Source organism: Pacificibacter marinus (assembly GCF_018860505.1).
GTDB classification, from domain to species: domain Bacteria; phylum Pseudomonadota; class Alphaproteobacteria; order Rhodobacterales; family Rhodobacteraceae; genus Celeribacter; species Celeribacter marinus_B.
The window spans coordinates 127138-141844 of sequence record NZ_JAHKPU010000019.1 but is presented as its reverse complement, the minus strand read 5'-3'; the positions used below and the strand labels follow the sequence as shown (position 1 = coordinate 141844).

The following is a 14707-nucleotide window of genomic DNA, read 5'->3' as shown; positions in this document are numbered from 1 at the left end:
CGTTACGTAATTTTTGTAAAAAGAGCCATTTAATCAGGAAAGGGGCTTGCCCCCCCCAGCGTGGTCGGTTAGAAATCGCGCCAACGGACAGGTGGCCGAGTGGTCGAAGGCGCACGCCTGGAAAGTGTGTAGGCGGGAGACCGTCTCCAGGGTTCGAATCCCTGTCTGTCCGCCATTATAATCTGCATATAAACTTTTATTTCTGCATAAAATCAACGGCCTAAATATGTCTTGGTCGGAGCCTCTATCTCACCTCCCTAGATTTGCTACCCATTTTGCTACACAAGGCGAATGTTGGGTCTTAGCTCGCCTACGTTCCGGCTTTACCTGAAAGGAGTAGGTTGGGCTGATGCTTGTGAAGCGATGGAGGCATGGCGTATATGCGACAACGAAAAGCGACCGCGCAGCGATATCTCAAACATCTGCCCGATAATTCAGGCCTTCTCAGATGGCGAAACCAGCTCGCTTTGTTGAGAAAGGATGGAAGAGTCTGACATTTAGTGACAGAAAGTTTGGGAATAGGGCATGAATTGCCTGCCTGTGTTCAGGCCCAAGGCTATAGTCGGGTAAGTACGGATTGGTGATGGTGCAACGCTGACCGTCACTGGAAACTTTGCGCAGGAAGCCTAAGAGTCCGCCTCGTTCGAGCATTTTAAAGCTTTCAAGGCAAAATGAGTGCATTTATCGGACCAAGCAGAAATAGCAGAGGTCGTTCCATCATAATTGGGGTTTAGCAAGGCTTCCCTTTGTGCGCCATTAATCATGCTGCGCAGCAGTGCTGCCGCTTCGTAAAGGTCAACATCCTTTTGAGATGAGCGGTCAGTGAAAATCGCGACAAACCGGCGATCAAATCCTTCTGCGACCGTTTGGATCGACGATAAGTAATTATCGCGAAACTCAGGGAATTGGGATTGTTCTGCAAATACGGCGCGGGCATTTAAGACGCCTCCCTCACCAAGGACAAGTTGCGAATAGGCGCGTGACAACGCCAGGGCGGCGTTTTCAGCGGTTGTCTCACGGGCAGGGGTGTCGAGATGTGCGATGCTTGTCTTTATTGCGTCGTTTGCGACCAATCGAAACAGGCTCGCTTTGTTAGGGACTGTTTTGTAGATCGTGCGCGTCGACATGCCTGCCTTGCGAGCGACAGCTTCGATGCTGGTGCCTGCGTATCCTTCGCTCAAGAAGACCTCAGCCGCAGCCTTGATCAAAAGCGCATGCGTTTCTTGCTGCGTGCGCAGGGAAGGGCGGCCGCGTGGCCGTTTTGTGGTGGGCGCTTTGTCTTTTGTCATGAGGGCTCCTTTATCGCTTTATAAAAACGGAAACTTTCTTAAATCAAGTGGCGAGTGCTGCCTGTCCGACAAATGTGCTCAAAACGCGAATGAAGGGTCAGTTTTTGGCTTGACATCGGAAGGCTCAACAATTTAGAAAACCGTGATTTTCCAAATAACCCTGACGTCGAGGATATGTGATGAAATTAAACAAAACCGCTGTTATCGCAGTGATCGCCGTCGCAGGGGCCGCAGCCTATTTAGGGTGGACGGTGAACCAATCTGCGACCTATCTTGTGCAAGGCGAAGTCGAGGCAACACGCATAGATTTATCGGCGATGATTTCAGCGCGCGTTTCTGAGGCACCCGTTCGTGTCGGGGATCGTGTTGCCGCCGGAGATGTCGTCGTACAGATGGAAAGTGCGATATTAGATGCGCAACTTGCTGCCGCTCAAGCTGCACTTGAGGTTGCGCGTGCCAACCGCGATTTAACTTATTCCACCCGTCCAGAAACAATCGCTGCCGCTCAAGCTCAGTTGGAATCTGCACGTTCAAACGTGACGCTGGCGCAAAGCAGCTTTGAGCGTTTCGAACAGTTGCGCAGCGATTCTGTGGTGTCGCAGGCGTCCCATGATCAGGCCGCCAATAGTCTGACTGCCGCAATTCAAGCGCAAGTCGCAGCGCAAGCCAGTCTTGACCAAGCGCGCAATGGCACGAGCCCTGAACAAAAGGCGGTGTCTGATGCGCAAATTAAGCAAGCTGAAGCAACGGTTGCACAGACCACTGCCAGCGTAGATGAAATGAGGGTGACATCCCCCATCGATGGTGAAGTGACTGCACGCACCGCAGAGCTGGGCAAACTGTTTAGCGCAGGCGCGCCGCTGATTTCGATCGTGGATGTCGACCACGCTTGGTTTACATTCAATTTGCGAGAAGATCTTTTGGAGGGGCTGGAAATTGGCCAACCCTTGAAAGCCCGCATTCCTGCTTTGGGGGATGAGGCCGATCTGATCGATGCAACGGTCACTGCCATAAATGTCCAAGGCAGCTACGCCAACTGGCGGGCCACGAAAGCGACAGGTGACTTTGATTTACGGACCTTCTCTGTGCGCGCAGACCCCGTTGAGACGGTCACAGGATTGCGCCCAGGAATGAGCGTTTTGGTGGACTGGCCCGCCGCCGCAGGCACAGATCGATAAGCCAGTGACAGCCTCGCATCTCCCTCCCGGTTTTCGTCGCGTTTGGCGTCGTGAGTTGCGCCAGATTGCGACACGACCTGCGCTTGCGTTCATGCTGGTGCCGCTGCCTCTGATCCTGTTTTTGATGCTGGCAGTGATTTTTGCGCCGGGCTTGCCGCGTGATCTGCCTGTGGCGGTTGTTGACCTTGATGGGTCAACGATGTCGCGCCAGATTGTACGTATGGCCGATGCGGCCGCTGATGTTGAAGTTGTCGAACAGCTTGCATCGCTCAGTGAGGCACGGCAAGCGCTTGTGGCTCAGCGCGCATATGCGATTTTGATGATCCCCGCAGGGATGGAGCATGACCTGTTGTTGGGGCAAAAGCCAGAAGTTGTTGTGTTTTCCAACAGCCAATTTTTGACGGCAGGCGGGATTGTTGGGCGCAGCCTAAGCACGACCGTTTCGACGTTTTCCGCAGGTGTGTCCTTGCGCCTGTTAGAGGCTCAGGGCATCGGGACTGATCGCGCATTGGATTTGATTACGCCCATTCCAGTTCAGGCGAGTCCCCTGTTTAACCCCTCACTCGATTACATCCAGTTCCTGCTGTCAGCAATCATGCCAACAGTGATGCAGATATTCATCTGTGCCACTGCGGTTTTGTCATTTTCGCGCGAACACCATTCCCCCAACGGCATGCCGCGCCTTCAACGCATTGCAAGATCGCCAACCCGCGCAATTTTGGGAAAACTGTTGCCTTATACATTCGTCGGCACGTTTGTTTTGCTGCTTGGGGATGTGGTTTTGTTTCGCTTTTTTGGTGCCAGTTTTCGTGGCAATATTTTTGTGTTTTTCCTCAATGGATTCATGTTCATCTTGGCCTGTCAGGCCATGGGGGCGTTGATCGCTTTGATTGCCAAGGACACGACAGGGGCGCTTGGGATGATGGGGCTTATCGTGGCACCGTCATTCGGGTTTGCGGGCGTTAGTTTTCCACGCTTCGGGATGACACTTTTTTCCCAAATTTGGGGCGTGATCATACCGTTGACGCCTTACCTGCAATTGCGGACAGATCAGACCTTGCGCGGTGCCCCGTTAGAGTATTCCCTTTCGACGATGGCATGGTTGTTCGCTCAACTTGTGGTTTTCTCATCCCTGTTGTGGCTGATGACGCGTAAGACAATGGCGCAGACACCTGTTGTGATAGAAAATATCACCGCCGAACCTCAAGAGAGTAAGACATGATAAAGCTGCGTCATTTCCTTGCCGAGGTATTTGGGGTCATTCGGACGCTTTTGGCGGATGACAGTGCCAAATCCACGATGATCGTCGGAATTTTGATTTATAGCGTCCTTTACCCGCAACCTTATGTTGGCGAGGTGTTGCGTGATGTTCCTGTCGTCGTGATTGATCAGGACAAGTCGACTGCCAGCCGAACCCTTGTGCGTGAAATGGACGTGACCGATTTGGTTGATGTGACTATGTCCGCGCCAGATATGGAAACCGCACGGGATGCTTTTTATCGACGTGATGTGTACGGAATTGTCGTCATTCCTGCTGGCTTTGAAGCAGATATCCTTGCCAGCCGTCCTGCGCCCGTGGCGGCCTATAGTGATGGCAGCTATCTGTTGATCTATTCCAATGTTATGCGAGCCGTGGCGACGGTTGCGGGAACGATGGGAGCACAGGTGAATTATGCGCGGCTCACTGCACAAGGTATCGATGACAGCACGGCGCGCACGATGCTGTCGCCCGTCACTGTCACAAATGTTTCGGTTTTCAATCCACAGGGCGGCTATGCCAGCTATGTTATTCCTGCGGCGTTTGTCTTGATCTTGCAGCAAACCTTATTGATGGGGATCGGGCTGCTGCATGCGGGGCGTAAGCCGCCAGCTGGGAGACGTTTGTGGGCTACGATTGCGGCCTATTTCGGTCTGTATATGATCTGGGTTGCGTTCACGCAGATGTTGATCCCTTATCTTTATAGCATTCCGCGTACTGGCGATCTGGTGACGTTATTTTTGATCGCTGTTCCGTTTATCTGTGCCTGTATTGCAATGGGATTTGCCATCGCGATGGCCATACCTTGGCGTGAAGGGGTTGTATTTTTTCTTGTGGTGATCGGGATGCCGTTGTTCTTTCTATCGGGCATCTCATGGCCTGTTGAAATGATCCCTGATCATCTGCGCACTATATCATTGCTTGTTCCGTCATCCACGGCCATTTCTGCCTTTGTTGCAGTGGATCAAATGGGGGCCACTGCGCAGGACGTGGCCAAAGCAATACAGACGCAGATTGTTCTTGTGGTTGTCTATTCGGCTTTGGCCGTCGCGCTTTCTCGGCTGCCCCACAACAGACGGTAGAAAATTCTTGGAAGGCAAAGGGCGGGCACCCATGTGTGCAAGATCAACCTGTCTTAATCGAACATTAATATCCGAGTATGGTTCTGGCGTACAAATGCCAACTTATGGGACGCAGCGGTGCGGTCTGATCGTGTATGTATAGTGCTGTTTAGTCAAATGCTTCGTTCAATCCTGCGAAGTCGTGTCCCAATCCGACGTCCGCCGCCATAAATGCTATACCTTGTATAACGTCCCGTTCACAGGTGATGAATTACAAGGCGCGTGGGAAAAATAATAAATTTTTGACGACATTTGAGGCGGCGCTCCTTTCCAATATAATTTGTGAATGAGACAATTCATACGATGCAGTCGCGTGCTGTTTTTGTGCAAATTCTACATGGATCGAATGGCTAAAGGATATGATGAGATGATGACGATGTATCAACGCCTCAAAGCGCTTCCCAAGGTTGAGCTTCATTTGCATCTCGAAGGGGCTATTCATCCCAAAACGGCGTTTGAACTGGCGCGCAAAAACAATGTTGCTTTGCCGCCCTGTCATGCACCTGAAGACTTATATGACTATGAGACCCTTGATGCGTTTCTCACAGTCTATTCCGCCATCTCAAAGTCCGTCGTCGAGGTCGATGACTTTCGGCGTATAACATATGAGATGCTTAAAGGGGCGACCGACAGCGGGGCACGCCATATTGAGTTTTTCATCAGCCCTCATGCGCATGATGGGGTTCCATTTGCACGGCAATTCAAAGGTATTCGTGCAGGAATGAAAGACGCATTGACCGATTTCGGTGTGACGTCTTTGATTATCCCTGGAATGAACCGAGAGCTAGGCCCTGAACGGGGCGAGGCGTATTTGGACGAAATTCTAGCCAACCGAGAGGACGATCTGGTTGGATTGGGCCTTGATTACTATGAGGCACCGTACCCGCCTGAACCTTTTGCAGGGGTGTTTGCCCGCGCGCGCAAAGAAGGGCTTAAACTGTCCGCGCATTGTGGTGAAGCTGGCCCTGCCTCTTATGTGCGTGGAGCGATTGAAACGCTTAAGGTCGATCGCTTGGACCATGGGTATAACGTTGTCGACGATCCTGAACTGATGACGCAAGCGCGGGATTTGGGCGTTATGTTTACCTGCTGTCCATCGACTACAAAATACACCACGCCACATCGCGATTTAACCATTCCATCACATCCTATCAGGCGCATGAAAGAAGCAGGATTGGTGGTGTCTATCAATTCGGATGATCCGCCGATGTTTAAGACCGATTTGAACGCTGAATATCAGATTGCACTGGAAGACTTAAAATTTTCGCCAGAGGATATAAAAGCTTCGGTTCTTGCGACGATTGACCATGCTTGGGTGGATGATGCAACAAAACGGCAATGGCGCACAGAGTGGGCGGCGGATATCGACCATGCGATCGCATCTTTATAAAAAATCACTTTAATCGGTTGATCGCATCGGTCCAGACGCAGGCAATGTTGGGCTTGGACACCGTATAAAGAAGCTTTTCCAGCAATAGATCCCCAAGGTTTTGCGGCGTGTCGTCTGGCCAAATGCGTACAGTGCCATCGCGGCGCGTCGGATCAATGGCGATGGCATCGAATTTCATGCCCGGTTCAAATGACCCAACGGGCAAGCCGAGAGCTTGGCCGCCGCCCCGTGTGGCAAGGAAAAACGCCTCGCGAAAATCTATTCGCCGATCATGTGTGCCGCGGGTCTCAGATTCAATCTGTGCCTGCACACCTGTTTCGCGCATACGTGCCGCGCTGATGCCCATGCGCGCCGTTTCCCAGATCGATCCAGATGGTCCGCCAGAAATATCAGAGCCAAAACCAACATGAAGCCCTTTGTCCAAAGCACGCCGCAGCGGAAAAACAGCCCCCGCGAAATAGGCGTTTGACAGGGGGCAATGGGCCACGCCTGCGCCATGTGCAACCATCAAATCCATGTCTGTATCTGACAGATGCGTGCCATGAGCAAAGACAGCATTGTCGCGCATAAGGCCAAAACGTTCAAAGGCTTCGGCGTCAGAACAGCCACAGCGTTCTTGCACATAGCCATGTTGCCAATCGCTTTCTGATATGTGGCTTTGAACATGTGCCCCAGTTTCTGCCGCGAGCTGTCCTAGACCTTCAAGACAGGCATCAGTACACGACGGAATGAAACGCGGCGTGATGACGGGAAACACCATGCCGTCATTGTCAGGCAGGGTGTTGATGTGATCGATCACAGCGCGGGTGCCGTCGATGGCGGCCTGTGCAGAGGCATCACGGTAATCTGGCGGGCATTGATTTGGGTCGTCCATGGCGACTTTACCGACGAGCGCCCGTTGCCCTTTGGTCAGACAAATTTCGGCCAAGCGCTGTGTGGCTGGCACATGGACCGTTGCGAAATGAAGCGCTGTTGTTGTGCCAATCGCCAACATATCGTCTATCAAGGTGGAATACACATGCTCGGCATAAGTCAGATCGGAAAACCGTGCCTCTAAGGGAAAGGTGTATGTTTGCAGCCAGTCCTCAAGTGGAACATCCAGCGCTGTTCCAAGTTGAGCGTACTGTGGGGCATGGACGTGTAAGTCAACGAGACCAGGGATCAAAATCCAGTCTTTGGGTAATCTAACGGCTTCGCTGGGGTCCCCATTTGCCTCAATAGATACAATGGTGCCGCGTTCATCAAGTGCTAGAACCGCGTCGTGAAAGGCTTCGATCACGCCGATCTGTGGTGCGTGATACCCAGAGAATAGGACTTTGCATCCGCGTAGGTCGTTGATGTCCATTTGTGTCATGTCTTGTCTCAGGCTACGTGATTTTCGGGCAGGGCTGGACCAAGCGTCGTGCCGTAAACGCAGCCTTTTTCTTTAAGCCAACGACGATAGGCGATAGATGTGGCATCTGCGCGGGTCGGTGTCTCAACGCGTGCTTCCAACGGCAAAAGAAGCGGGCGCTGGTTTTCAAGAATGATCCGGTCTTGTAAAAAGATGACTTGTTGAAAGGCGATTAAGTCGGCGTCGCTGCTATCGACATCCAATAAGAACATCACAGGATGAGCACGAGACAGACCCGGTTCCATCGGTTGCACAAACAAGCAGATAACATCCCAACGTGTTTGTGAAATGGGGCAGGTTTTGTACAACAGTACCGTAAACGGCGTGGTTACGCGGTAAATGTAATCGGTGCGCAGGGGCTCTGTTGCTGATTTCGCAGCGAGCGGTTGGGTGAAAACGCAATCTGTTGCCCAGACTTCATCAACGTCACGCCTGATTTCACATTTGTATTTCTCGACTTCGGAATGGGCTTCGGATCCCAATATATCTTTGTGGACAAACGGAAAATGCGCCATGTCTAAAAAGTTTTCAATCACTCGTGGCGCAGAAGATCGGACTTTGACAGCCCCGCAAGGCACATAGCGACGATCGGCTTCTTCGGCTTCAGGAATATCCGGTACGTCTGTGTTTGGAAGGCCCAATGTCGACCAAAGATAACCGTACCTTTGGCGCACAGGCAGGGGCCGATTGCCTGTGTCCTCACATGCTGTAACCATAGGGGCGCTGCTATCACCGGAAATGGTGAGATCAACACCCAAAAGTCGCGTGCGCACACCGGTTTTGGGAATATCCGCGAGGTTTTGAATGCAATACCATTGATCAAGTGTGGCTTTGTCCAGTGTCTGAGTCATAGGGCATTCCTCATGCGTATATTCGATCCATTGTTTGGGCATGGTCGCGCAGTGCTGCATCAATATCCAGACGGGTAAAGGCCCCTTGTTCGATCACAGGGACACCATTGATGAAAGAGTAATCCACATGAAATGGCCCGCACATAACAAGTGCAGCCAAGGGATCACGCTGCGTGCCGGCCATGCCAAGCTGTGTGCGCTTGACGGCGATCAAATCGGCGGATTTTCCCGGTGCAATCTGTCCAATGTCATCACGGCCTAATATTTTTGCCCCGCCGCGTGTCGCCATCCAAAGCGCCTCGCGCGCCGACATCGCCGCAGGTGTGCCACCAAATCCGCCGCGTCCCCCCGGTGTCTCAGATAAGTAGCGATCCGGCGCGACACGTTGCAAGAACTGCGCAAAACGGACTTCGGAAAACATATTGGAGGTATCGTTTGAAGCTGACCCATCTACGCCAAGCCCGACTGTGACCCCTGCATCCAACATTTCGCGTGCGCGCATGATGCCAAGCCCGCAGCGCATATGGGCGGAGGGGCAAAAGGTTGCACCGGTGCCTGTTTCGGCAAAGGTTTTGATTTCTGAGTTATTTAGGAAAATGGAATGGGCAAACCAGACATCCGGCCCCAACCAGTCGCAACTTTCCGCATATGCCACAGATCGCATGCCATAGGTTTCTAGGCAGTATTCTTCTTCGGACAGGACTTCGGCGATGTGAGAATGTAGTCGAACCCCTTCATAGGTGCGCGCCAAAGCCGCCGCATCTTTCATCAAACCTTGCGTGACAGAAAAAGCCGAACATGGCGCAAGGACGATCCGCGTCATCGCATGATCTGACATGTCGTGATAGGTGCCGATCAGGCGTTCGGCGTCTTTCAGGATATCTTCTTCCTCTTCTACGCAGCTGTCTGGTGGCAATCCACCTTTGCTTTCGCCACGGCTCATTGCGCCGCGTGCTGCGTGAAAGCGCATGCCCAATTCCTGTGCCACACGGATGGGCGTGTCGAGGGTGCAATCGTTCGGCATGATATATTGGTGATCCGAGCTTGTTGTGCAGCCCGACATGATCAGTTCTGCCATCGCCATACGCGATGCTGTGGCCATCGCGCGATCATCCAGCCGTGCCCAAATCGGATATAACGTTTTAAGCCAGACAAACAATTCGTCATCTTGAACCATAACGCGGGTGAGGTTCTGGTAAAAATGATGATGCGTGTTGACCATGCCTGGCATCACTATGTGATCCGACAGATCAAGCACACGATCTGCGGTGCGCTCTGCACCCTCGGGGCAGTCTGCCATGGGGCCGCAAGCGATAATGATATTGTCGTGGATCAGGATAAACCCATCAGAAATTTCCGTACCTGCATCACGGTCAGGCCCGTCAAATGTGGCTAGATGAGAGATGTGTTTGAAAAGAATAGATGTCATCTTTGGTCTCTATAATAAGGCGCAGTGATGCCTTCAGGGGCGGCCATAAGGCGGCGCATGCGTTGCCATGTCATCACAGGCAAAATCATCAAAGCCATCGTCCCGAGGTAAGGCAACATTGATAATATTGAGGATGCGATAGGCCAGTTGCGGGCCTGACCGGTAAAACCGAGCGCTGTGACAAAGCCAAAGAGCAACCCTGCCAGCACGGCATTGATGGGTCTGAAACCGGCAAAAATAACAAGAGCAACAGCAATCCAGCCGCGCCCCGCGACCACGCCTTCCGACCAGCTTGGAACGAAGGATAAAGTGAGATAGGCCCCAGCCCCTGCAGCCAATGCAGACCCCAAGGATGTGTACCAAAACCGCATTTTTATCACAGAAATACCCGCAGCATCCGCCGCCGCAGGGTTTTCGCCAACGGCCCGCATATTCAAGCCATGGCGCGTGTAAAACATCATGTAATGCAATGCTAAGGGAAGCGCGAGAAAGATCACATAAACCAATATGTTGTGGCTGAAAAATGCACGGCCGAAAAATGGTAAATCGGACAGGAACGGAATGTGAAGATCTTCAAATGTTACGGGTACGGGCGAGCCGGAAAACGGTTTGCCGATCGTGGCGGCCATGCCTGTTCCGATATAAGTCAGGGCCAGACCGCACAGAATTTGATTGGCGCGTATAATCACCGTTGCGGTTGCAAAAATCATGCCAGAGCAAAATCCCACAAAAAGCGCCACCAACAGCCCAAGCCATGCAGACCCAGTGCTGACAACTGTCGCCACAGCAGACATGGCGCCCAGTGCGATCAAGCCTTCTACGCCAAGATTAACAACCCCGACACGTTCGGCCAAAACTTCCCCCAAAGCCGCTAAGGCTAAGACGCCTCCCGCAAGGAATGCGGTTTGAATCAGACCTGCAATAATATCCATGTCAGATGTCCTTCGCTTTGGTGTGTAGAATTTTGTAATGGGCCATTTCGTCACCGATGGCAGCGTACAAAAGGATAAGGCCAGTCACAGCCAGAACAGTATGAGTGGTTAACCCTTGTGACTGCAAAACAATGCCGCCATTCAAAAGAACCGCCATGAAAAATGCTGTGGCCAAGACCCCGATGGGAGCAGCCCGTGCGAGCACGGCAACCATAATGCCGATATAGCCGTAATTGTTTGATATGCCGCCTTGCAAGCGTCCCACCGTCCCAGCCACTTCCATCATGCCGCCAAGCCCTGCAATCGCGCCGGACAACAGCATGATGCCGATCAATTGGGTTTTTACCGGCATACCTGCATAGCGAGCTGCCCCCGGATTGGCGCCTGCGATCCGCACTTCGTATCCCCAACGTGTATAGGTCACAAAAAGCGCCAATGCGATTGCCAGAAAGATAGCGACGAGAGGCCCCCAATGCACAATCCCCCAAAGGGTAGGCACAGACACAGGCAGCCGTGACGTTGTCGCCAAAGCCATGCCCGACGGATCAAGCCATGGGCCGGTCGCGACCCAATAGACCAATAATATGGCAACGAAATTCATCAAAAGCGTTGTGATAAGTTCTGAAACATCAGCATAAGCACGCGCCAATGTCGGGATCAAAATCCACAACGCGCCGCCGATCATTCCCGCAAGGGCCATCAAAGGTAGGATGACCCAAGTCGGCCCCTGTACAAACAGGGCAACACCCGTTGCACAAAATGCTCCGAAATTGAACTGGCCCTCTGCGCCGATATTCCACGCACCAATGCGTAAGGCGACAGCAACGGATAGGCCGCAATAGACCAAAGGCGAAAACAAAAGGGCCAGATCCTCTAGGCCGAAAGACGATCCAAAGGTTGAGGAAATGACCTTTGCTCCCAAAGCAACCGGACTGCGCCCACTTATAGACAAGGCAATCGCAGTGGTGAAAAGGGCTAAAAGCACCGAAGCCACCCGAAAGGCAAAGGCCACGCGCGGCGTGGCAATTGGCATGCGTTGAAGGCGTATCAAGTTCATGTCAGATCCTCCTGCCGTGTGCCGCCCATCATCAAACCGATTTGTTCTACATCGGCGTCTTTTGTGGGGATGATGCCCATGATTTCACCGTGAAACATGACGGCAATTCGGTCAGAGAAATTCATCAATTCTTCCAGTTCCTCGGAAATAAGAACCACGGCGACGCCTTGGTCGCGCAACTCAATGAAATAGCGCATCATCGTATTGATCGCGCCAACATCGAGCCCACGAGAAGGGTATGCGGCGATCAATATTTTTTCTGCAATCCGCATTTCGCGCCGCGCAACAAGCCGTTGTTGATTGCCGCCGGACAGATTGCGTGCAGGCATATTGAAATCAGGCACCATCACATCGGCGACCTTCGCAATTTCACGAGCCAAATTGGCTGCACCTTTCGGTGAGAACCAGCCTTTGCGCGTCAATGGCGGTTGAGCATATTCACGTAAAACAGCGTTGTCCGTGATCGATAAGGTCGGGGCCATGCCGGAATGAAGCCGATCTTCAGGGATGTGGCCGATGCCCATTTGCGCCATGGTCCGTGCGCCAGCTTTTGTGACATCTTCGCCATCAAGGGTCAGTATGCCAGAGCTGGGCGTGGAAAGACCGGACATCACGTAAGTCAATTCGCGTTGCCCATTGCCGGCAATCCCTGCGATGCCAAGAATCTCGCCTGCAGCCAGATCAAACGATATGTTGTTCAGGACCGTTCCCTGATCTGTCGTCAGGCTGATATCTGACAGATTAAGAATGGGAGCGGTTTTGATTGAAGGCGCTGTTTTCTTTTGTGTCTCGGTCAAGACGATTTCCCGTCCGACCATCAACTGCGCAAGGCTATTTTCTGTGCAAGTGTCCGTCCATTCCGTTGCCACTTTTTTACCGCCGCGCAATACAGTCACGCGGTTGGACACCTCCATCACCTCGTCGAGTTTGTGCGAGATAAAAATAACCGCATTCCCTCGCGCCACAAATGCTCGCAGAGCTGTAAAAAGCTCGCGCGCTTCTTTGGGGGTCAACACGGCGGTGGGTTCGTCAAGGATAAGAAGTTTGGCATCACGCGCAAGAACGCGGAGAATTTCGACGCGTTGTTGTTCGCCCGTGGATAGGTTCGCGACGATGGCTTCGGGTTTCACCGCCAAGCCTAAATTTTGTGCAAGTGCGTGAGTGCGGGCTTCTAAGTGGCGCTTTGAAATACGTTTCGGGGTTTGAGGCCATCCGAGGTGAATGTTTTCAGCCACGGTAAACGCGCGCACCAACTTGAAATGCTGATGTACCATGCCAATGCCCGCTTCTATCGCATCCGTGGGCGACGAAAAATCACGCGCATGGCCTTCAATGATCACTTCGCCCGCATCCATTTTGTAGATGCCGGTTACGATGTTCATCAAGGTTGATTTGCCCGCGCCGTTTTCCCCTAAAAGGGCGTGAATTTCACCGGGATAGACATCGATATCGACATCTTCATTGGCGATAACACCAGGGAAATATTTGCTGACACCTTTCAGCGCCAAAATAGGTGGCGTCCCGGGTGCTAACCCGAGACGCTGTTGGATCGATGCGGTTTGCCGCGCCATCTTTACGTGTCCAAACCTGACACGCCCTCGATGGACCAATTCCAATGATAGAGCTCTTGCTCGGTCATGGTTTCACCTTTGGCGACTTTGACGTTGCCTTTGCTGTCCTTGATTTCGCCTACGAACGGGTTGAAGGACCCGTCCATGATTGACGCTTTGACGGCATCGGCTTTTGCGGCGACATCCGCAGGAACTGTGTCGCCCCATGCGTCGACATCTACGCCACTGCCGAAGGGCAAAAGGTCTTGGGTCGGGGTCCATTCGCCAGCAAGACGACGGCGGACTTGTTCGACATAAAAGGCGTTAAAGTCCACGATGATTGATGAAATATAGGCGTTAGGGCCATAGCGGCGCAAATCGGTGTTCCACATGACGGCTTTAGCGCCACGTTCTTCTGCAACCTGCAAATATCCCGCTTCATCCATGATACCAAAGAGTACGTCACAGCCATTATCGATCAAAGCTGTGCCGGCCTGTGTGGCCGCTTGCGGGTCAAACCAGCTGTTGATCACGATGGTTTGCAGTGTTGCTTCGGGGTTGACCGTCCGTGCGCCCATAAGGAAAGCATTGGTGCCAGAATAGACGGAAGGCACAGGGAAAGATGCAACATAACCCAATTTTCCTGAGGGTGACATGGCCCCCGCAGCGATCCCCGCGATGTAGGATGGGTACCAATGCGATACATAGTAAGTGCCAAGATTGTCGAGTGCGCTACGGCCGTCACATTCATAGAATGCCACGTTTGGCGCACGATTTGCGACGTCATATAGGAAGTCTCCGTAATTCGATGTGGCGAAGACCATGTTGGCGTCATCGGCCACGAATTGACGGTAAATACGTGTTGCATCCGCTGAATAGGGGATGCTTTCCACATAAGATGTGCGCAGTTTTGGGAATGCCGCTTCGACAGCTTTCATGCCTTGGTCATGCGCCCAAGTCCATCCCTCGTCAGAGGTCGGGCCAGTGTGCCCAAACGCGATATGTGCATTTTCTTCTGCGACCGGGGCGAGTGGGGCTGCTGCATGTGCAGGCTGGAGAAGGCCGGTTTTAGGCAAAACAAGGCCTACGCCAGCTGCGGCACCCATGTTCAAAAAGCCGCGGCGGGATAGGGATTTGGTCGAAATCATAAGGAAAAACCTCTTATCTGTTTATGCTGCCTCATCCCCTTTGTGCGACCATTAGGGATGAGGGTGCGACTGAACGCGCTTAGATGGAATGTTTGGGTGCCAGCGTGATGC

The 14707-nt window shown here is 52.6% G+C and carries 12 protein-coding genes and 1 tRNA gene; 5 read left to right on the top strand and 8 right to left on the bottom strand.

Going from position 1 to position 14707, the window contains the following annotated elements:
• Positions 1 to 85 precede the first annotated feature (85 nt).
• Positions 86 to 175 (top strand) — tRNA-Ser (locus KO503_RS05800).
• A 451-nt stretch (positions 176 to 626) separates the two neighbouring features.
• Here KO503_RS05800 and KO503_RS05795 read toward each other — a convergent pair.
• A complete protein-coding gene (locus KO503_RS05795; protein ID WP_215990618.1) occupies positions 627 to 1289 on the bottom strand; it encodes a TetR/AcrR family transcriptional regulator in 663 nt (220 codons plus the stop codon).
• Between the two features lie 179 nt (positions 1290 to 1468).
• On the opposite strand from KO503_RS05795, the gene KO503_RS05790 reads away from it, so the two are divergent.
• The 4 genes from KO503_RS05790 (at position 1469) to add (ending at position 6236) form a co-directional block, all read left to right on the top strand.
• Positions 1469 to 2467 (top strand): HlyD family secretion protein, encoded by a 999-nt coding sequence (locus KO503_RS05790; protein ID WP_215990617.1) that lies wholly within the window; start codon positions 1469 to 1471, stop codon positions 2465 to 2467.
• 4 nt (positions 2468 to 2471) lie between these two features.
• Positions 2472 to 3689, top strand: a complete 1218-nt coding sequence (locus KO503_RS05785; protein ID WP_215990616.1) for an ABC transporter permease — start codon at positions 2472 to 2474, stop codon at positions 3687 to 3689.
• Positions 3686 to 4807, top strand: a complete 1122-nt coding sequence (locus KO503_RS05780) for an ABC transporter permease (protein WP_215990615.1) — start codon at positions 3686 to 3688, stop codon at positions 4805 to 4807. The genes KO503_RS05785 and KO503_RS05780 overlap by 4 nt, the downstream gene beginning before the upstream one ends.
• A gap of 385 nt (positions 4808 to 5192) precedes the next feature.
• Positions 5193 to 6236 carry an adenosine deaminase gene (add, locus tag KO503_RS05775; RefSeq protein WP_215990614.1) on the top strand — a complete coding sequence of 348 codons (1044 nt, stop codon included), beginning with the start codon at positions 5193 to 5195 and terminating at the stop codon, positions 6234 to 6236.
• A 4-nt stretch (positions 6237 to 6240) separates the two neighbouring features.
• Here the strand turns inward: add and KO503_RS05770 are convergent, their stop codons facing one another.
• Genes KO503_RS05770 through KO503_RS05740 form a run of 7 tightly spaced genes read right to left on the bottom strand, consistent with a single transcriptional unit; the run spans position 6241 to position 14596 of the window.
• Positions 6241 to 7590 (bottom strand): amidohydrolase family protein, encoded by a 1350-nt coding sequence (locus KO503_RS05770; RefSeq protein ID WP_252730955.1) that lies wholly within the window; start codon positions 7588 to 7590, stop codon positions 6241 to 6243.
• Positions 7591 to 7598: 8 nt separating this feature from the next.
• Positions 7599 to 8480 carry an aromatic ring-hydroxylating oxygenase subunit alpha gene (locus KO503_RS05765; protein WP_215990613.1) on the bottom strand — a complete coding sequence of 294 codons (882 nt, stop codon included), beginning with the start codon at positions 8478 to 8480 and terminating at the stop codon, positions 7599 to 7601.
• Between the two features lie 10 nt (positions 8481 to 8490).
• Positions 8491 to 9909 carry an 8-oxoguanine deaminase gene (locus tag KO503_RS05760; RefSeq protein WP_215990612.1) on the bottom strand — a complete coding sequence of 473 codons (1419 nt, stop codon included), beginning with the start codon at positions 9907 to 9909 and terminating at the stop codon, positions 8491 to 8493.
• The gene (locus KO503_RS05755; protein ID WP_215990611.1) at positions 9906 to 10841 is read right to left on the bottom strand and encodes an ABC transporter permease; all 936 of its coding nucleotides are present in this window, start codon (positions 10839 to 10841) and stop codon (positions 9906 to 9908) included. The genes KO503_RS05760 and KO503_RS05755 overlap by 4 nt, the downstream gene beginning before the upstream one ends.
• Before the next feature lies 1 nt (position 10842).
• The gene (locus KO503_RS05750) at positions 10843 to 11898 is read right to left on the bottom strand and encodes an ABC transporter permease (protein WP_215990610.1); all 1056 of its coding nucleotides are present in this window, start codon (positions 11896 to 11898) and stop codon (positions 10843 to 10845) included.
• The gene (locus KO503_RS05745) at positions 11895 to 13469 is read right to left on the bottom strand and encodes an ABC transporter ATP-binding protein (protein ID WP_215990609.1); all 1575 of its coding nucleotides are present in this window, start codon (positions 13467 to 13469) and stop codon (positions 11895 to 11897) included. The genes KO503_RS05750 and KO503_RS05745 overlap by 4 nt, the downstream gene beginning before the upstream one ends.
• Positions 13470 to 13471: 2 nt before the next feature.
• Entirely contained in the window at positions 13472 to 14596 is a 1125-nt protein-coding gene (locus tag KO503_RS05740; RefSeq protein ID WP_215990608.1) for a BMP family ABC transporter substrate-binding protein, read from the bottom strand.
• Between the last annotated feature and the right edge of the window lie 111 nt (positions 14597 to 14707).

Bases quoted from the DNA above. Each gene is read 5' to 3' on its own strand.
- KO503_RS05790 (WP_215990617.1), top strand. From the start codon at position 1,469: ATGAAATTAAACAAAACCGCTGTTATCGCAGTGATCGCCGTCGCAGGG.
- KO503_RS05765 (WP_215990613.1), bottom strand. From the start codon at position 8,480: ATGACTCAGACACTGGACAAAGCCACACTTGATCAATGGTATTGCATT.
- KO503_RS05750 (WP_215990610.1), bottom strand. From the start codon at position 11,898: ATGAACTTGATACGCCTTCAACGCATGCCAATTGCCACGCCGCGCGTG.
- KO503_RS05760 (WP_215990612.1), bottom strand. From the start codon at position 9,909: ATGACATCTATTCTTTTCAAACACATCTCTCATCTAGCCACATTTGAC.
- KO503_RS05740 (WP_215990608.1), bottom strand. From the start codon at position 14,596: ATGATTTCGACCAAATCCCTATCCCGCCGCGGCTTTTTGAACATGGGT.
- KO503_RS05780 (WP_215990615.1), top strand. From the start codon at position 3,686: ATGATAAAGCTGCGTCATTTCCTTGCCGAGGTATTTGGGGTCATTCGG.
- KO503_RS05795 (WP_215990618.1), bottom strand. From the start codon at position 1,289: ATGACAAAAGACAAAGCGCCCACCACAAAACGGCCACGCGGCCGCCCT.
- KO503_RS05770 (WP_252730955.1), bottom strand. From the start codon at position 7,590: ATGACACAAATGGACATCAACGACCTACGCGGATGCAAAGTCCTATTC.
- add (WP_215990614.1), top strand. From the start codon at position 5,193: ATGGCTAAAGGATATGATGAGATGATGACGATGTATCAACGCCTCAAA.
- KO503_RS05755 (WP_215990611.1), bottom strand. From the start codon at position 10,841: ATGGATATTATTGCAGGTCTGATTCAAACCGCATTCCTTGCGGGAGGC.
- KO503_RS05745 (WP_215990609.1), bottom strand. From the start codon at position 13,469: ATGGCGCGGCAAACCGCATCGATCCAACAGCGTCTCGGGTTAGCACCC.